This window comes from Promicromonospora thailandica (assembly GCF_024171955.1).
GTDB lineage: Bacteria > Actinomycetota > Actinomycetes > Actinomycetales > Cellulomonadaceae > Promicromonospora > Promicromonospora thailandica.
On sequence record NZ_JAMTCS010000008.1, the window covers coordinates 209444 to 227005 of the forward strand.

A 17562-nucleotide genomic window follows, 5' to 3' on the forward strand; every position below is an offset into this window, starting at 1 on the left:
GCGCCGACCCCGGCCCTCCCGTCAGTGCCCCGCGTTCACCGCCTCCAGCGCGTGCCGGTACCGCGTGAGCTCGTGCCGAGTGGCGTCCTCGTCGAGGCGGACGGTCTCGGCGGCGTCGAGCAGGTCGCCGACGGTGCCGTGCCGGAACGGGTCCTCCGGGTCGACGGCGCCCGCCGCGACGTTGAGCCACAGCGTGAGCAGCTGGCGGTCGAACGCGTCGAGCCGGTCGTGGTGGTGGCGCGGCCACAGTACCTGCACGGCGTCGTCCGGCGTGGCCAGGCCGACGGTCTCGTCGAAGACGTCGCTCTGGGCGCGCGTGGCCGACAGGAAGCACTCGAGCTCCTCCGTCGTGTGGTCCGGGTGCCTGACCTGCCGGTACTCGGACGTCCAGTACCCGGCGCCGCGCGCCTCGGGCCCCGGCGCCGGCGCGGTGCCGGCCGGCGTGCCGTAGACCTCGAGCTCGTAGACCGAGAAGCCCCACTGGGTCGCGCGCTCGGTGGCGTACAGCCGCACGTGCTGACCGGTGCCCGAGAGCTCCAGGTCGTCGAAGAACCCGTCGCCGTCGGTGACGGTGTGCACCGTGGTCCACGTGTCGCCGTCGGGCGAGGTCTGGATCTCGTAGCCCGACGCGTAGGCGGTCTCCCAGTCGATCACCACGCGGCTCAGGTCGTACTCGGCCCCGAGGTCCACCGCGATCCACTCCGGCTCGCTCCACTGGCTGCCCCACCGGGTGCCGGCGTTGCCGTCCACCGCCATCTCGCCGGTGCGGGCCGGGTCGTCGATGCTGGAGGTGGTCACCGGGCGGCCCAGGGCCAGCGACTCGCCGTCGTCGGGCTCGCACTGGTCGGCGCCCCCGCCGTCGGCCAGGTAGCACCGCAGGTACCGGTAGGACTCCGCGGACGTCTCGAACGACGGCGCGTAGTCCCACTCGTACGTGTAGTACTCCACGTACGGCTCGGACGCGGCGAGGATCGCCGGGAGGTCCATCTCCCCGCTGCCGAGGGCGACCTGCCGCATGTCGCCGTCGGCGTTCACGTTCACGGCGTCCTTGACGTGCAGCAGCTCGATGCGGTCGCCGTACTCCGCGATCCACGCCGGGACGTCGATGCCGGCGTCGGCGGCCCAGCCGACGTCGAGCTGGAAGGTGACGTAGCGCGGGTCGGTGTGCTCCTCGATGACCTGCCACGCGCTGACCATCTCCCCCGTCTCCGGGTGGGGGTAGCGCGTGAGGAACTCGTCCTGGTGGTTGTGGAGCGCGATCTTGTCGATGCCGCGCTCGTGCGCGTACTGCCCGAGCCGGTTGACGTGCTCCGCCGTCGCCACGGCCTCCTCGTACGTGCCGTAGCCGCCCGCCATCCCGCCGGTGCCGATGTAGTCCTGGCCCAGCGCCACGGCGTAGGCAACGGTGTCGGGCCACGTGTCCCAGTCCGTCGCCCCGTGACTGGAGGACACCTCGAGGCCGTGCCGGTCGAGGATCTCCTGGTACTCGCCGACCGGCATCTCGTACGGCTGGCTGAAGGGCTCCACGGTGGTGAAGCCCGCACCGGCCACCTCGCCGAGCACGCGGTCGATCGTCTCGGGGGCCGGCGTGCCCCACCCGAGCTCACCCACGTGCGTGAAGAGCTGGATGGAGATCTTGGAGTCCGGCAGCCCGTCGTCCGCTCCGCACTCCGCGGTGGTGGTGGAAGGGGCGGCGACAGCCGGTGCGGCGACGAGCGCGCTCGCGAGGAGCAGTCCGCCCGTCAGGGCGGCGCCGAGACGCCGCGCGCGGGGCGTGTGAGAGATCTGCATGGGGGCTCCGATTGACGACTCTGTCATTTATGGCGACGACCATGCATCTTTTGTCGCCACGCGTGCAAAAGTAGTCTGGTGGCCGCCCGAGGCGGTGTCAAGGGCGCGGGCAGACCGCCCGCCGCCACCCGAGCGTGACCGCCGCGACGGCATGGACCACGCAGGCGACGAAGGCACCGGCCGCCTGGCGCCGGTCGGCGCGCAGCAGCCCGATGACGGCGTGCCGGCCGGTCAAGGGCCGCGCACTCTCACGGCCCCGCCGTTGACCCACCCCTCGCGCGTATGTAGAGTTACTAGTACGTCTACATCATCGGACGAACCGCCTGACGTCACACAGAAGGAAGCACACCATGGCTACCAAGGTCGAGATCATCATCGACAACCTCGACGCCCCCGAGGCGTTCGACACCGCCCTCCCGGACATCCTCGACAAGGCCCGTGCCCTCCCCGGGCTGCGCGGCCTGGAGTCGAGCCGCGTCTGGCCGAAGGACGACGGCACGCCCACCCCCGCGTTCCGCACGCTCGCCCTGCTCTTCGACGGCTACGAGGAGGCGTCCGCCGCCACGGCAGCACCCGAGGGTGGCGCGTTCTTCGGCGCCGTCATCGAGGCGACCGGCGGAAAGATCACCGGCCTGTTCCTCGACGTGGAGACGACGACGGAACGCTGACGTCGGCACAGCGCCGAATCCGCAGCGCCAGGTCCGCAGCACCACGTCTGCGATGGGCGGCCGGAGTACCTCCGGCCGCCCCGGGTGTGCGCCGGGCCGTCCACCGCGAGCGCCGGTACGGCGCCGTCCTAGACTCGCGTCGTGAGAGGCACCATCGGGCTGATCGGCCGGTCGCAGGAGAGCGCGCGGCTCGCGGCCGTCCTCGCCGAGCAGGCCACGACCCGCTCCCTGGTCGTCACCGGGGAGGCGGGTGTCGGCAAGACCGAGCTCCTGACCCACCTCGCCACGGACGCGGCAGGCCGCGGCTGGCAGGTGCTGCGCTCCACGTGCGCCGAGGCGGAGCAGCAGTACCCGTACAGCAGCCTCGACCAGGTCCTCCGGCACCTGGAGGGCCACGTGGGGTCGTTGAGCGACCATCAGCGGCACGCGATCGACGTGGCGCTCGGCCGCGAGGCGGCCGACGGCCCGGCCGCCGTGCCCACCCTCGGCGCGGCCGTGCTCGACCTGCTGAACGCCGCGGCCGTCCGGTCGCACTGCCTCGTCGTCGTCGACGACGTGCACTGGGCGGACGACGCCGGCGCCGCGGTGCTCGTCTTCGTCGCGCGGCGGCTGGGCCCCGGCTCACGTGTGGCCATGGTGTTGGGGGCGCGGACCGGGGAGCCCACCCGCATCGACACCGGCGGCATCGACCATCTCGACCTGACGCCGCTCGACCCGCCGAGCGCGGAACAGCTCCTGAGCGCGCTGCACCCCGACCTCTCCCCCGACCAGAAGTCCGACGTGCTCGACCGGGCCGCGGGCAACCCCCTGGCGATCACCGAGCTGCCCGCGTGGCCCAGCACCGTCGGCACCACCGTCGGCACCACCCTCCATCCGGCCGCCGACCCCGCCCTCCCCCTGCCCCGCCGCATCGAGCAGGTGTACGCGCGCAAGCTCGCGAGACTGCCCGCCGACGAGCAGGCGGAGCTCCTGCTCCTTGCGCTCGACGGCGCGGCGGGACCCGACGGGGACGCCGGCTACCGGCCCGCGGCGGTCGAGGCGGCGCGGAGCAGCGGCCTCGTCGACGTCCGGCCGGCCACCGGTCGGGCCCGGTTCCGCCACCCGCTGGTGCGCTCCGCCGTGATCCAGACGGCAACCCCTGACCAGGTGCGCTCGGCGCACGCCCGCCTCGCCGCACGGCACGCCACCGACCCGCTCCGGCACGCCTTCCACCTGGCCGCGGCGACGACCGACCCCGACGACGACGTCGCCGGGCGGCTCGAGTCCGCCGCCGCCGACGCCACCCGCCGCGGAGGTGCCTCGGTCGCGGTGCACCTGCTGACCCGTGCCGCCGACCTCACCCTGCGGCCCGGCGACCGCGACCGGCTCCTGGCCGACGCGGCCTTCGTCGCCGGGCAGGCCGGCCTGCTCGACGCAGCCGAGGAGCTCCTCAACCGCGCCGACCGGCTGGCCGGCGACCTCTCCGCCCCGCGCTCGGTCCTGACCGCTGCCTACGTGGTCCTGTACCGCGACGGCGCCGTGCAGTCCGCCCACCGGATGCTCGCCGACGTGCTCCGTCGCCGCCCGGACGACGTCGACCCGACCACCCTCCACCGGGCGGTCACCCTTCTGCTGACGATCGGCATGTACGCGGCCGACGCCGACCTGTGGCACGAGACGGAGCAGATCGTCGACGACCACTCCGCCGTCCTGCCGCCCGAGATCCTCCTGTACCGCGACACATGGGGCGACGTGCTCCGCCATGCGGACGGCGCACGCACCCGCCTCGCGGACGCGTTCGCGACCACCGGGGGCGAACCGTGGGACGTCATGCGGCTGGCCGTCTCCGCGTACTTCGTCGACGCCCTCGTCGAGCACCGCCCCGTCCTGCGCCGGCTCGTCGAGCGCGAGGCGGACGGCGGGGCCGTCGCCAACGTCATGACGGTGCTGCACCTCACCGTGCTCGACCAGGTGGCCACCGGGCAGTGGGCCGAGGCAACGGCCACCGCCGAACGGGGCATCGTGCTGAGCGAGCGGCACGGCTACCGGCTCTTCACCTACCACTACAAGGCGTTCCTGGCGCGGGCCCTCGCCCAGCGGGGCCTGACCGAGCAGGCACACGAGCTCGGGGCCGTCGTGGAGGCCTGGGCACGGCCACGCGGCGTCGGCCTGCTCACGCAGCACGTCACGGCGGCGCGACTCGCGGCCGCCCTGACCACGGGCGACCACGACACGGCGTGGACCGACGCCGTCGCGCTCGCCGAGCCCGGCTCGTTCCGCCCCTACGTGCACGAGTCGCACCGCACGCTCCTCGACCATGTGCTGGCGGCGGAGTCCACCGGGCACCACACCGAGGCGCGCCGGCACGCCCTGGCCGCACGCGCCCACGCCGTCGACGCGGTGTCACCACGCATGGCGATGCTCTCGACGGCGGCGCTCGCCGTCACCGACACCACCGACGCGGCCGGCGAGCTGTTCGCCGCCGCCGTGGCGTCCCCGGCGTCGGCCACCTACCCGTTCGACACCGCGCGGGTCCTGCTCGCGTACGGCATGTGGGCACGCAGGCAGCGGGCCAACAGCCAGGCCCGGGCGCTGCTGACGCAGGCCGTGGACCTGTTCCGGACGCTCGGCACCCGCACATGGGTGGACCGCGCCGCCCACGAGCTCGGGCTCACCGGCCTGCACGAGCGGGGCGAGCCCATGGGCCTCGCGCACCTGACCGCACAGGAGCGCACGATCGCCGAGCTGGCCGCGACGGGGCTGACCAACAAGCAGATCGGTGCGCGCCTGTACCTGTCCCCGCGGACCATCGGCACCCACCTGTACCGGATCTTCCCCAAGCTCGGCGTGACGTCGCGTGCCGCCCTGCGTGACGCGCTCGCCGCTGCGGGGCCGGCCGCGGCCCCGGCGACGCCGCCGGACCGGTCGTCCGACTGATCGCCGCCGCGCCCGCGGGTGCTACTGCTGCAGACCGCGCACCTGGTCGGCGATCGCTCGGGTGGTGAACCCGTCAGGGACGGCGTCGATCAGCACCAGGTCCGAGATCGAGTGCCCGGTGCGCAGCGGCAGGATCGCCTGGTACTCCGGGGACTCGTACCAGGTCACCGCGGCGTCCCGGTCGGGGAACTCGATGAGCACCACGGACCCGGGCCATGCCCCCTCCACCACCTGGTCGGGCGCTCCCATCGCCAGCCACGTCCCGCCGAACGCCTCGACGGTGGCCTGTACCTGCTCGAGGTAGCGCAGACCGGGCTCGCCGGGAACGTCACCGGGGATGCGCAGGTGGTTCACGAGGTAGGTCGACATGATCTCTCCTTCTGCCGTGGATCTTCTGTCCTGGATCGGACGTCTTCGACCCTGCCCGGCCCCGCCCCGCCTGCCATGCGTCAAACGACGTGCGGTACGACGGTGCGACGCCACCGTCGTCGATGACGTCATCTGACCGATGCCCGACGGCGCCGGCCGCACCTACGTTCGACGCGTCAGCCACCCCCGACGCACCTCGAAGGACATGTCATGCACCCCACCCGCCGCTCCGCCCGGCGCACGCTCGTCGCCGCTGCCCTGGTGCTCGCCGTGTGCCTCTGGGCCAGCGGGGCACCGAGCGTCCTGTACCCGGCCTATGCCGCGCGGTGGGACCTCACGCCGCTCACGGTCACGTCCGTGTTCGCCACCTACCCGCTGGCGCTCCTGGTGATGCTCGTGCTCGCGGGCGGGCTGGCGGACGTCGTGGGGCGGCGCCGCGCGATGCTCGCCGGCCTCACCCTCATCGGGCTCGGCGCCGTGTCGTTCGCCGTCGCCCAGGGAGTGGGGCTGCTGTTCGTGGGTCGCGCCCTGCAGGGTGTCGGCGTCGGGCTGGCGATGAGCGCCGCGAGCGCGGCCGTCGTCGAGTCCTTCCCGGACGGTGCGCGACGCTCCGCGGGCACCGTGACGACCGCCTCGACCTCCGGCGGTCTCGTGCTCGCGATGGTGGTGGGCGGGACCCTGGCCCAGCTCGCACCACTACCCCTGGTGCTGACCTACGTGGTCCTCGCCGTGGCGACCGTCGTGACGCTGGCCCTCGTCCTCCTCACGCCGCACAGCCGGGGCACGACCCGCGACCTGCGCCCCCGGCTGCCCCGGTTCGCCCGCGGGACGGGCAGGCACGTCGTGATCGCGGCGCTGGCCGTCGTCGTCGCGTACTCGGTCGGCGCGGTGTTCATGGCGCTCGGCGCCCAGATGGCACGACAGCTGACCGGCACGACGAGCCTGCTGGTCATCGGTCTGCTGCTCGGGCTGTCCAGTGCCGTCATCGGTGTCACCGCGCTCGTGCTCGCCCGGGTCGACCCGTCGGTCTCCGTCGCCGTCGGCGCGGCCGTCTCGCTGGCCGGCCTGGCCCTGATGGTCGTCACGGGACGCGCCGGGTCGCTCGGGGTCTTCGTGGCGTGGTGCGTCGTGTCCGGCATCGGCTACTCGCTGACCTTCGCCGGTGGCGTGGGCATCGTCGGACGGGAGGCACCCGCGACGCATCGCGCGGGCACCTTCTCCCTGGTGTACCTGGCCGGCTACTTCTTCCAGACCGTCGTGTCGGTCGGCCTCGGCGCCCTGGCGACGGCGCACGGGCTGCCGGCGGCCATCGACGTCGGAGCGGCCGGCGTCGGAGCGCTGGGCGTCGGGCTGCTCGCCGCCGCCGTCGTCGACCTGCGCCGCACGCGGTACCGGAGGCTGCGGGCGTGGCAGCACCGCCGCGCTCCTGAGCACACGGCCTGACACCCCGTCCTGGTCAGGTCAGTCCAGGTCAGGTCAGTCGAGGCAGGCTGTCATGCGGATCGAGACCAGCAGGCCCGGTATCTCGGCCCCGAGCCTGGCGGCGTAGCGCGTGGGCGGGTCGGCGGGGAACCACCGCGCGTACTCCTCGTTCATCCCGGCGAAGTCCTGCGGGTCGGTGAGCAGCACGCCCACCTCGACGACGTCGTCGAGGCTCGCGCCCCCGGCACCAAGGATTGCTTCGCAGTTCGCCAGCGCCTGCCGGGTCTGGGCCTGGATGGTGTCACCCGCCGGCCGGCCGGTGCCCGGGTCGACCCCGGTGGTTCCGGACACGAAGATCTGCGAGCCGGCCCTGACCCCCTGGCTGAACAGCGCGGAGCTCGGCGCGTTCGGTGTGGTGATGATCTGTCGCGGCATGATGCACCTCCGGGGTGATCGTCGCACCGATCCGGGGGCCGGGGAAGGGCGCCCCGCCGCCGAGAGTCCGCACCGACGCGACGAAGATCGAGGCCTTCCGCAGGATCCCGTTGTCCTCCCGCAACCGCTTGACCTCGGCCTTCAACCGCCTGACCTCGGCGGACTCCTCGCTCGTGACGCCGGGCCGGGTACCGTCGTCGACATCAGCCTGAGCCAGCCAGCGCCGCACCGGCTCCTTCGAGACACCTTCCTGACGGGCCACCGCTGCCACCGCCGCGGTCAAAGTTGGGTACTCCTGCTGATGCTCACGCACCAGCCGCACGCACCTCGCACGCAGCTGGGGATCGATCTTCCTCGGCATCCTGTTCATCCTTCCGGACTCAAACAGCAGCGGCATCAAACCCGGGCCGGTTCATCCAACTAGGCCGTGTCCGGTGATTCGCGGAGCCAGAGGACGATCGCGGCGAGGGTGAGTTCGGTGCGGTAGTAGGCGGCTCGTTTTGGTGTAGCGGGTGGCCAGGGCACGGAACTGCTTGAGCCGGTTGAAGCACCGCTCCACGACGTTACGACCCTTGTAGACCTCCGCGTCGAACACCGGTGGGCGCCCGCCGCGATGGCCCTCACGGAGCCGGTGGGCGGCGGGCGTGGTCCTTCTTCTCCGGGCTGGTGAACGCGATCCCGCGGGCCCGTAGAGCCCGGCGGGTGGCGGGGCTGGAGTAGGCCTTGTCCGCCAGGACCCGGTCCGGACGCTTCCTGGGCCGGCCGACCCCATCACGTTTCACGTTGACCTGGTCCAGCAACGGCAGCAACTGCGGGTTGTCCCCGGCCCCGCCCACGCGTGAGGATCACGCTCATCGGCAACCCGCGGCCGTCGGTCGCAAGGTCGATCTTGGACGTCAGGCCTCCCCGCGACCTGCCGAGCGCCTCATCAACGACCGCGAGCTCGTTGACCCACCCGGTCGTGCAGCCCCCCTTTTTCGGGCACCAGCAGCATGCTGGTGAGCCCAGACGTTCGTGGAGTCGACCGAGAACGTCCATTCCAAGGTGCCGATCGAGTCATCCTTGACGATCACGTGCTCAAGGATCTGCTCCCAGGTGCCGTCCTTGGTCCAGATCCGCAGTCGTTCGTGCAGCGTCTTCCACGGCCCGTACTTCTCCGGCACGTCCCGCCACGGCGCCCCGGTCCGCAGCCGCCACAAGATCCCGTTGATCACCTGCCGGTGATCCCGCCACCTGCCACCCCGACGACCATCCGCTGAAGGCAGCAGCGGCTCGATCCGCGCCCACGCCGCATCCGTCAGCTCACCACGCCCGATCCCCACGAACCGGACATTACCAACCCTGTGACCAGGCCATTCACAGGACAGGCCCTAGTCGCCGCGCTCGAAGGACCAGAACCGCTCCTGCTCACCTGGACGGACACGGACCCGGACCCCGACGAATTAGCCACCCGCCTCGCCAACAGCTGGAGCGACCCCACCACCCGCATCAGCCTGCACGACTCCGAGTGACCACCCGGAGTTGACGCCGTGCATATTCGCGCGGCTGCACGGCGGCTCCCCTCCAGCCCCGAGGAGGTTACTGGCGCGTGTCAGACGCGCCAGACCAACAGGTTGGCAATGCGTGGGCCGCATACCGCGCGCACAAGTCACTGACCGGCTACCTCGCTCAGGTCGACGACGATTCCCAACTTACGCAGAGCATCTCCGATCTTCGTGAATGCGTCGGATCTCCCCTGCGAGTAACCGCCGCCCTGCGTTTCAGTGTCGACGATGATGACAATCTGAGCATTCTGCCTTTTGGTGATCTCCACGCTTTGCGCACCGCGCTCGACGATCACCATGATGGAAAGAGTTTCGATCTTACGATGATCGGCAACAGCAGCGCGCAGTGGCAATGATTGATCCACCTCCGCAACGCCGCTTTCAAGACCTTTGACGTAATCAGACTTGACCGGGGGGAACAAATACGGGTCGATAAAGCGTGCCCGTAGAGGTCCAGCCGGCGAAGACGGTTGCGTCGCGGCCGCAGCCAAGCGCTCGTACAGATCCAGAGCCGCGCCCATGTCGCCCTTGGCCCGGACGCGACGGTCAGAGTTCAGCGTCTGTTGGACATGCTCCTCACCCCGGACGATGATTGTCATCAATGCGGCGTTGAGAGAGTCTCCGACATAGGGCACGCCGAAGAATCCAGTGACCCTCAACTCGTACAGCTCGCCAAGGATCTCCTCCAGGTAGTCCGCGTAGTTCGCCTGGACTTCTTGCGGCACTGCATCGAGGTGCACCGACAGGGACTCCACCCCTGCCCGCGTGACCTCGCCTTCGAGCTCATCAATAAGATCCCAGAACCCGATCGGGGCCTCGCTGTCAAGCGGCACGCCTTCTCACCCTTCTGAACCACGACACGTCCATTGCTCAAGCCCGTAACTTACGTGCACCTAGTGCCGTTGTGCCCGGGCGGGCACTTTCCATACTTGAGCCCGTATGCGTATATGAGTGATGCTTCAACCCATCGCGCCTCCCACCAGCCCTTAGCGAAGGCCATCCAGTGATAGCTGCAATCTTTCTTGGTCTTCCTCTCGCAAATCCTAATCCCCGTACTGGGTCGCTTAGCGCACGGGCGCGCTCCGGTGATCCCGTATTTCCAGGTAACGTTTCCGTCCTTCTTGTAAATTCTGTACACCGCGAACTTCCAACGCTGCTTTGGGTTCCACCTGGGGAAAGGGGCCTTCTGCCCGCTAGTAAGCCTATAGGAACATCCTCGGGATATGCATTGCAGAATCGCGACAATAATGGCATATTGAAAACAAGAGCAGTAGAAACGCAGCGACCCCACCGGCCCCCACGATTACCTGTCCCACTTCGCCACATGCATCATGGTTGTTGACCGGGTCTAGAGGATAGGGACTGCCCGGACCCGACGGCGCCGCTGAGCTCTACGGCGCTTCATGGGACAAAGCTCCCGTGAGCCGGGTCCTCGTCGCGTCGGCAAGAACTACGCAGTTGTGCCCGTCGTGTGGCACCCCGGCGAGCGATCTGCTTGTTCGGATGAGCATCGGGAGTCATGGGGCCCTACGTGCTAGGCGGTCGGTGGGGCACCGGGTGTCTCGGCAGCCGCCCAGGAGCGCGCCCAGTGCGCTACGTCTTCCGGCAGCTCGGGGCTCTCCGGGACGGCGTGGCCCTGCTCCCGTGCCAGCAGCCCCACGATGTCCCGCGGGCTGACCCGGTCCTTGGTCCGCAGGTGCATGAACCGCATCGCCACCACACCGCGTGTGTAAAGGTCGCCTCCCCGAGTGATCAGGTGCTCGATGTAGAACACCCGGTCGTCCCAGCCGAGTACGCGCGAGGTGTCCTCGAACCGGTCCCACAGCCGCAGGGACCGGCGGTACCGCAGCGTCGAAGCCGCTACCAGACCGAGCCACGACTGGCGCGCCGCCAGACGCAGACCGCCCACCCGGCCCATGTGCCGGTATCCCGCGACGTTCATGATCTGCAGGTACGCGCCGCTGTTGACCACTCTCATGAAGTCGAGGTCCTGGGGCAGTACCCGCATCCGGGTCACCACCGTAGTGACGTTCGGGCCAGACCTGATGGGCAGGTGGAACCGGCCACTCGAAACATCTCGCGATCGAAGCTCAGATTGCGTCGGTGAAATCTACGTACTTCCTTCGGGCGTGCGCAGACCTTTCACCGAGCCAAGGGGTGGCGGCGGCAGCCACCGATGAGACGCAGGAGTGCTGCGTGTCACCGAGGTCACACGTTGGGCCGAGATATCCGGACCGCAGATGTCCGGGTCTGTTCATAGCGTGCTGACAGCCCGGGAAAGACCCGGCGGACACGAGGGGACCATCGTCATGAGCGGACGACTTCTGATCTATGGCGCGACCGGCTATACCGGCCGGCTCGTCGCAGCACGGGCCACAGATATCGGCTTCGACCTGACGGTCGCCGGACGCAACCTCGACCGCGTCGGCGAGCTAGCGGACGCGCTGGGGGTCGAGGGCCGTGCCTTCGACGTCGACGACACCGCAGCGGTGCGGGAGGCGCTGAAGGACGTCGACTGCCTGCTCAACGTCGCAGGCCCGTTCCGGCACACCGCACGCCAGCTCATGGACGCGTGCATCGAGGCCGGCGTGCACTACCTCGACACCACCGCCGAGTTCGACACCTTCGCGCTGGCGGAGTCCAGGGACGACGAGGCTGCGAGCGCCGGAATCATGATCATGTCCGGTACCGGGTGGGACGTCGTGCCGAGCGACTGCCTCGCCGTGCACACGGCTCGCCGGGTTTCCGATCCCGTCAGGCTCACCATCGCCCTGCGGGTGACGGGCGGCTTCTCCCGTGGCTCGCTGGCTAGCTCGGCCGGCATCGAGGATCTGGGAGCATTGGTGCGCCGAGGCGGCGAGCTCACCCGGCTCGCATCGGCGCCGAGCCGGACGTTCGACTTCGGCAACGGCCCGGAGGAGTGCGTTCTGGCGCCGATGGGTGACCTGATCACCGGCCGGCGGTCGACGGGGATCGCGGACATCGAGGTCTTCCTCGGCACGGACCAGGGTTTCCCCGATGGCGACGACATGGCGCAGGGTCCGAGCGAGCAGGAGCGCGCCCACGGTCGCTATCTGGCCATGGCGGAGGTGACCGGCCGCGACGGTCAGGTCGCCCGGTCGCTGATCGACACGCCGACTGGGTACACCTACACCCAGCTGAGCTCGGTCGAGATCGCACGCCGCGTGCTTGCTGGACAGTTCTCCATCGGTTTCCAGAGCCCTGGCTCCGCCTACGGCCCGGAGCTCGCCACCGCCATCGCCGACACGACCATCATCGATCTCTGACCGGTACCCGCGGCGCTCCGGCTACCGCCGGGGCGCCGCCTCGGCGGCGGCTCCGTTCTCGATCGTCTCGGCGACGAGACGTGCAGCGTCGGGCGGGTCCTGCAGGCGCACCACACGGCCGGTGGACCGGACATCGGTCAACAGGTCGGCGCGGAAGGCTCCCCACGAGCCCGTCGTGACCTCTCGGGCCACGAGATACCAGCGGCTCCCGGTGAAGACGAGCCGAAAGGGATCGATCTCATGAACCGTGCCACTCCCCCGCCCCTCGGTCACGACGATGCGCTCGCTGTGCCGGCAGACCTGGGCGAGCACGGCGAGCACATCGGCCGGGACCGTCTCCTCGCAGACCCGTGGAACGTGCTCGACGACGTCGTCCATCGCGCCGAGGCGCGACGCCACCCTCGCGGGCAGGAGCTCGCGCAGCTTCAGGAGCGCTGACAGCACGGCCTGGTCGTCACCGAGCAGCCTGGTCTGCGCCGCCTCTCGAAGTGCCACGCTGACGGCGAGCACCTCCTCGTCGTCGAGCACCAGCGGCGGCCCGCCACGACTCTCGCTCAGCCGATAGCCACCACCGCGTCCGGGTTCTGACACGACGTCGTAGCCGAGCTCACGCAGCCGGGCGATGTCGCGTCGGACCGTACGCTGCGTGACGTCCGTGCGCCGCGCCAGGTCCTCCGCGCTCCAGCTCGGTCGGGACCACAGCAGCGACAGCAGCCGCAGCAAGCGCGACGAGGTATGGATCACAGGATGTTGCTCCTTGAAGAGCGACGGTGCGGGTGCCTCGGATGCTGCCCCGACGCTCCGCACCCAGGAAGGGTGCACCTTCCTGGGTGCGGGGCTCCTAGGAAGACCGCCAACGCCTGCGACTGCGGTCAGTAGCCGAACTGCTCCTTGATCGCGGCCAGGACCACGTCGGGCGCCTCGTGCACCATCCAGTGACCGGTGTCCAGGGCCGCACCCGTGGCCTCCGGCGCGGCGTCCCGGACCGCCCGCAGGAAGGTCTCGAGCAACGGCGCCTCGGCGAGGACGTGCACCGGCAGCGTCAGCGGCTGTGCCATCGCCAGCCGGTTGTCGATCTCGTCCTGGGGCCACGCCTGGTAGTACCGGGACCCGTTGTGCAGGACGCCGGGCCGGGAGTAGGCGCGCACGTACTCGTCGACGCCCTCCGGCGTCATCGGCAGGCTGCCGCCGGGCGTCAGGACCCGGTAGAAGTAGTCGAGGTAGAGCCGCTCGCGTCCCGCGACGAGCTGCTCGAACAGGGGCTCCTGCTCGTGGAAGGCGAAGTGGTAGGACAGCGTGCGCACCTCGTCGTAGCGCAGCGATCCGCCGACGACCGGGAAGTCCATCATCAGCCAGCCCGCGAACTGGTCACGCCACTGGGTGACCAGGGCGAACGCGATGCCGCTGCCGGCGTCGTGCGACACGACCTGGACGCCGCTGCCGAAACCCAGCAGGTCCAGCAGCCGGTGCACGTAGCCGGCGAGGGTGACCTTGTCGTACGACGGAAGGGTTCCGGTGCTGTCCCCGAGGCCCGGGAGGTCGACGGCGATCACGGTGTGGCCGGGCAGGAGGTCGGGCATGATCGGCAGCCAGGTGTACCAAGTCTCGGGAAAGCCGTGCAGCAGCAGGATCGCAGTAGGCCCCGCGCCCCCGACGACGTAGTGCATCTGGAGGTCGTCGATGGTGGTGAAACCGTGCCGGAAGGCACTCTGGAAGGCCGGGTCGTCGCGGGTAGCGGCGTCGTACCCGTCGCTCAGCGGCGCCTCGGTGGTGAGCTCGGACAACGTCATGACTGGGTCCTTTCACGGGGGACGGTGATGTTGAGGGAGACGAGCACGGTGGCGACCATGAGACCGGCGCACACCAGGAGGGCCACGGAGAGCCCGTCCATGAGCGACCCGCTGCCGGCCGTCACGCCTGCCGCGACGGTGTTGAGGACGGCGACCACGACCGCACCACTGACCTGCTGGGCCGCGTTGACGGTCCCGCCTGCCGCCCCGGCGTGCTCGTCCGGGACCCCGGTCAGGGCGGTGGCGCTCAGCGCCGGCCAGGACAGGCCGACGGCGGCCCCGACCAGGGCCATCGCGGCCACCAGCACGGCAAGCGGGGTGGCGCCGTCGGCCGAGGCGAGCAGCAGGAACCCGGCCACGCCCGAGGCCGCGCCGGCCGCGATCACGACGCGCGGTCCGACCCTGAGCACCAGCCGACCGCCCACCGTGGCGAACGCCAGGACGGCGAGAGTGTTGGGCAGGAAGGCAAGGCCCGACTCGAAGGCGTTGTAGCCGCGCACCTGCTGCAGGTAGTAGATGATCAGGACGTTGCTGGCGAAGATGGCGCCCGCCAGCAGCGCGGTCGCCCCGAAGGAGCTGCCGCGCACGCGGTCCGCGAGCACGGACAGCGGGAGCAACGGGTCCGTGGCCCGGTGCTCGATGCCGACGAAGGCAGCCAGCAGCACCAGACCGCCCACCATCGGCCCCAGCGCCTGGACCGAGGCCCAACCGTACGACTCGGCGAGCGTCGCGCCGTACACGATCGCTGCCACCCCGAGCGTCGAGGTCACCGTTCCGGGTAGATCGAGCCGGCCGCGGACCGTGGCCTTCGACTCGCGCACGACGAGCAGTGCGGCGACGGCGATGGCGACCGCGAGCGGTGCGTTGACCAGGAGAGTCCACCGCCAGGAGGTGTATTCGGTCAGCACGCCACCCAGAAGGAGCCCGAGCGACGCGCCGAGTCCGCCGACCCCGCCCCAGACCGCGAAAGCCTTGGCTCGGTGCCCGGGCTCGGTGAAGCTGGTGGTGATCAGCGAAAGGACCACCGGTGCGAGCACCGCGCCGGAGGCGCCCTGCAGGGCACGTGCGGCGTACAGCAGGCCGGCGGTGCCGGCGAGACCGCCGAGCAGGGACGCGATGCCGAACCCGACCAGCGACCACACCAACGCGCGTTTGCGCGCCAGGTAGTCGCCGACCCGGCCACCGAGGAGCAGCAGACCGCCGAACGTGATGGCGTAGGCGGTCACCACCCAGTGCCGGTCGGCGTCGGAGATCCCCAGGGCGGCCTGCACCGAGGGCAGTGCGACCGTCACGATGGTGGTGTCGAGCTGGAGGGTGAGCTGAGTGGTCGCGAGCACCGCGAGCAGCAGCCCTGGCCGGATCGGACGTTTGGCGTCCGACGTGCGCCGGCCCATGGTGGTGGTGCCGGGCCGGCGGTCCGGCGGTCCGGCTGATGCGGAGGCTGTGGTCATAACTCCAGGCTGGAGTGCCTGGGCCGGCGGCCCCATCCCCCAGACGGGTGTGGTCGGGACCCCCGCATCTGGGGGATGTCGCTGCGGGCGCGCCCCTCGTACCGTGAGGGGGTGAATACCTCCTCGATCACGCTCCACGACCACCGTGTCGTGGCGCTGCGTGAGACGGTCGCCGACCTGGCAGCGCGTCCCCCGGCGGCACGGGAGTTCCTGGACGAGGTGGAGCACCGGCTGCGCAGGGTCATCCCGTTCGACGGCGGCGACTGGTGGACGTCCGACCCGGAGACCCTGCTCCCGATGGAGCTACGACCGTTCGAGTACCCGGCCCTGCAGTACGAGGTCGCCGCCAACGACGTCAACCGGCTCGACGACCTCGACCGGCAGAGCCGCACCGTCTCGACGCTGGGGCTGACCATGCCGGGCGAGCGAGCCCGCTCCGCGCGGTTCGACGACCACTACCGGCTGCCCGGGGCCGGCGACCAGATGCGGGTGCTGGCGCGCAACGGTGGCTGGACCTGGGGTGCCGCCTGCCTGTATCGCGGTGCGGACCTGCCCGACTTCACACGGGACGAGGTGGCCGTCATCTCGGCGGTCTCGCGCGACGTCGGCCTGGCGCTGCGCACCGACCTGCTGCGGACCGTGCGCCGGGACGGCACCGGGTGGACCCACCAGGCACCGGGCGCGCACGCCGGGACCGTCGTCGTCGACCGTGACGACCGGGTACTGGGATACACGCCAGAGGGCGGCCGCTGGCTCGAACGCCTCGGTGTCGCACTGTCCACGGACCGGCTGCCGGCCTCGCTCCGCTGGATCACGCTCCAGGCACGCACTCACGAGCGCCTGTCGGACGGCGGCATGGGGATCGGCATGCGCCCGCTCAGGCAGGCGAGCTCGCGCCTACGGACCACGACCGGCGAGCTGGTCACGGTGCGGGCAGACGTGCTGCGCGGCGCGGTCGACCAAGCAGTGGTGCTCGCCCTCGAGCCGGCGAGCGGACCCACGATGTGGCCGCTCCTGGTCGCGCTCCACGGCCTGACCCGGCGCGAGACGGAGCTCGCCGCCCTGCTCGTCGCCGGCCGGTCCATCAAGGACATCGCCACGGACCTCCACCTTTCGGTGCACACCGTGCGCGACCACGTGAAGGCCGTCTACACCAAGGTCGGCATCAGCTCACGGCCCGAGCTGACGGCTCAGCTCGGCCGGGGCCCGGGCGTCGGGCCCGGCGCCTGACCTGAGCGCGGTACGAACGACAGTGGGACCGGCACCGAGATGGTGCCGGTCCCACTGTCCTACGGGGCGCCGCCGGCTCAGCCGCCGGCGACCACGCCGGCGTCGCCCGTGGTCCACGAGGTGTGAAGCACGCGGCGGTCGATACGCCACCCGTCACCAGTGCGGACGAAGGAGTCCGTGTACGTGCCGCCGGTGTGGTAGAAACCCGTCCCACGATGGTGGTGCGCGATCACCTGCGTGCGCGTGCGCACTCCCTCCTCCGTCGGCTCGAGCCAGATCGCGCCGAGAAAGTGCTGGGTCGCGTCGAGCGGGCTCATCAGCGCCCCCACGGCCTTCGCGATCCCGTCGTCGCCGGTGGCCAGGACGCCGGTGAAGTCGTCACCGCCAGGGATGTATCCCTCGAAGGTGTTCACGAGCTCCGCGGTCGCGGTGAATGCCTCCGCGAGCCGGTCGAAGTCGCGGCCGTCCAGCGCCTCGACGTAGCCGAGGAGCACGGAACGGATCTCGGCCTCGTCGTGGGCGTCGACCTGCTGCGCGTTCTGTGTCATCTTCTCTTCCTTACCGGGTGCCGCGTGGTCATGGCCCCAGCCTGGCCCGGCACGTACAGCCGGCCCATCCCCCATCTGCGGGTCGTCGGGACCCCCGCAGTCGCGGGATTC

The 17562-nt window shown here is 70.7% G+C and carries 19 protein-coding genes; 6 read left to right on the forward strand and 13 right to left on the reverse strand.

Annotated features, from left to right (window positions below; genetic code table 11):
• Positions 1–21 precede the first annotated feature (21 nt).
• On the reverse strand, positions 22–1791 hold the full coding sequence (locus tag APR03_RS14415) for a galactose-binding domain-containing protein (RefSeq protein WP_253836672.1): 1770 nt from the start codon (positions 1789–1791) through the stop codon (positions 22–24).
• A gap of 97 nt (positions 1792–1888) precedes the next feature.
• Complete coding sequence (locus APR03_RS14420) at positions 1889–2026, reverse strand: hypothetical protein (protein ID WP_253836674.1); 138 nt, start codon at positions 2024–2026, stop codon at positions 1889–1891.
• A 115-nt stretch (positions 2027–2141) separates the two neighbouring features.
• Here APR03_RS14420 and APR03_RS14425 point away from each other — a divergent pair, with 115 nt between their 5' ends.
• Positions 2142–2459 carry an EthD domain-containing protein gene (locus tag APR03_RS14425; protein ID WP_253836676.1) on the forward strand — a complete coding sequence of 106 codons (318 nt, stop codon included), beginning with the start codon at positions 2142–2144 and terminating at the stop codon, positions 2457–2459.
• A gap of 141 nt (positions 2460–2600) precedes the next feature.
• Positions 2601–5375: a helix-turn-helix transcriptional regulator gene (locus tag APR03_RS14430; RefSeq protein WP_253836678.1), complete on the forward strand. Its 2775-nt coding sequence runs from the start codon at positions 2601–2603 to the stop codon at positions 5373–5375.
• 21 nt (positions 5376–5396) lie between these two features.
• Here APR03_RS14430 and APR03_RS14435 read toward each other — a convergent pair whose 3' ends face one another.
• Entirely contained in the window at positions 5397–5744 is a 348-nt protein-coding gene (locus tag APR03_RS14435; RefSeq protein ID WP_253836680.1) for a DUF1330 domain-containing protein, read from the reverse strand.
• A 210-nt stretch (positions 5745–5954) separates the two neighbouring features.
• On the opposite strand from APR03_RS14435, the gene APR03_RS14440 reads away from it, so the two are divergent.
• Positions 5955–7187: an MFS transporter gene (locus tag APR03_RS14440; RefSeq protein WP_253836682.1), complete on the forward strand. Its 1233-nt coding sequence runs from the start codon at positions 5955–5957 to the stop codon at positions 7185–7187.
• A 33-nt stretch (positions 7188–7220) separates the two neighbouring features.
• Here APR03_RS14440 and APR03_RS14445 read toward each other — a convergent pair whose 3' ends face one another.
• From APR03_RS14445 to APR03_RS25490, 4 genes are all read right to left on the reverse strand, one after another.
• Positions 7221–7517 (reverse strand): RidA family protein, encoded by a 297-nt coding sequence (locus APR03_RS14445; protein WP_253836684.1) that lies wholly within the window; start codon positions 7515–7517, stop codon positions 7221–7223.
• The gene (locus tag APR03_RS25445; protein ID WP_372494883.1) at positions 7468–7962 is read right to left on the reverse strand and encodes a transposase; all 495 of its coding nucleotides are present in this window, start codon (positions 7960–7962) and stop codon (positions 7468–7470) included. Before APR03_RS25445 ends, APR03_RS14445 begins: the two co-directional genes overlap by 50 nt.
• A gap of 259 nt (positions 7963–8221) precedes the next feature.
• Entirely contained in the window at positions 8222–8437 is a 216-nt protein-coding gene (locus APR03_RS25485; protein ID WP_308216503.1) for a transposase, read from the reverse strand.
• Positions 8438–8497: 60 nt separating this feature from the next.
• A complete protein-coding gene (locus APR03_RS25490; protein ID WP_253836688.1) occupies positions 8498–8923 on the reverse strand; it encodes an IS5 family transposase in 426 nt (141 codons plus the stop codon).
• A gap of 21 nt (positions 8924–8944) precedes the next feature.
• Here APR03_RS25490 and APR03_RS14465 point away from each other — a divergent pair, with 21 nt between their 5' ends.
• Positions 8945–9112 (forward strand): hypothetical protein, encoded by a 168-nt coding sequence (locus tag APR03_RS14465; RefSeq protein WP_253836690.1) that lies wholly within the window; start codon positions 8945–8947, stop codon positions 9110–9112.
• Positions 9113–9249: 137 nt separating this feature from the next.
• On the opposite strand, the gene APR03_RS14470 is transcribed toward APR03_RS14465, so the two are convergent.
• Complete coding sequence (locus APR03_RS14470; protein ID WP_253836692.1) at positions 9250–9978, reverse strand: hypothetical protein; 729 nt, start codon at positions 9976–9978, stop codon at positions 9250–9252.
• Positions 9979–10679: 701 nt separating this feature from the next.
• Positions 10680–11153 carry an acyl-CoA thioesterase gene (locus APR03_RS14475; protein WP_253836694.1) on the reverse strand — a complete coding sequence of 158 codons (474 nt, stop codon included), beginning with the start codon at positions 11151–11153 and terminating at the stop codon, positions 10680–10682.
• A 301-nt stretch (positions 11154–11454) separates the two neighbouring features.
• Here APR03_RS14475 and APR03_RS14480 point away from each other — a divergent pair, with 301 nt between their 5' ends.
• Positions 11455–12432: a saccharopine dehydrogenase family protein gene (locus tag APR03_RS14480; RefSeq protein WP_253836696.1), complete on the forward strand. Its 978-nt coding sequence runs from the start codon at positions 11455–11457 to the stop codon at positions 12430–12432.
• A 21-nt stretch (positions 12433–12453) separates the two neighbouring features.
• Here APR03_RS14480 and APR03_RS14485 read toward each other — a convergent pair whose 3' ends face one another.
• The 3 genes from APR03_RS14485 to APR03_RS14495 all read right to left on the reverse strand — a co-directional run bounded on the left by APR03_RS14485 (position 12454) and on the right by APR03_RS14495 (position 15673).
• Positions 12454–13176, reverse strand: a complete 723-nt coding sequence (locus tag APR03_RS14485) for a helix-turn-helix transcriptional regulator (protein ID WP_253836698.1) — start codon at positions 13174–13176, stop codon at positions 12454–12456.
• Between the two features lie 128 nt (positions 13177–13304).
• Complete coding sequence (locus tag APR03_RS14490) at positions 13305–14222, reverse strand: alpha/beta fold hydrolase (RefSeq protein WP_253836700.1); 918 nt, start codon at positions 14220–14222, stop codon at positions 13305–13307.
• Positions 14219–15673 (reverse strand): MFS transporter, encoded by a 1455-nt coding sequence (locus APR03_RS14495; RefSeq protein ID WP_253836701.1) that lies wholly within the window; start codon positions 15671–15673, stop codon positions 14219–14221. The genes APR03_RS14490 and APR03_RS14495 overlap by 4 nt, the downstream gene beginning before the upstream one ends.
• A gap of 111 nt (positions 15674–15784) precedes the next feature.
• On the opposite strand from APR03_RS14495, the gene APR03_RS25275 reads away from it, so the two are divergent.
• Entirely contained in the window at positions 15785–16903 is a 1119-nt protein-coding gene (locus tag APR03_RS25275; RefSeq protein ID WP_253836702.1) for a helix-turn-helix transcriptional regulator, read from the forward strand.
• 77 nt (positions 16904–16980) lie between these two features.
• Here the strand turns inward: APR03_RS25275 and APR03_RS14505 are convergent, their stop codons facing one another.
• Positions 16981–17451, reverse strand: a complete 471-nt coding sequence (locus tag APR03_RS14505) for a nuclear transport factor 2 family protein (RefSeq protein WP_253836703.1) — start codon at positions 17449–17451, stop codon at positions 16981–16983.
• Positions 17452–17562 lie beyond the last annotated feature (111 nt).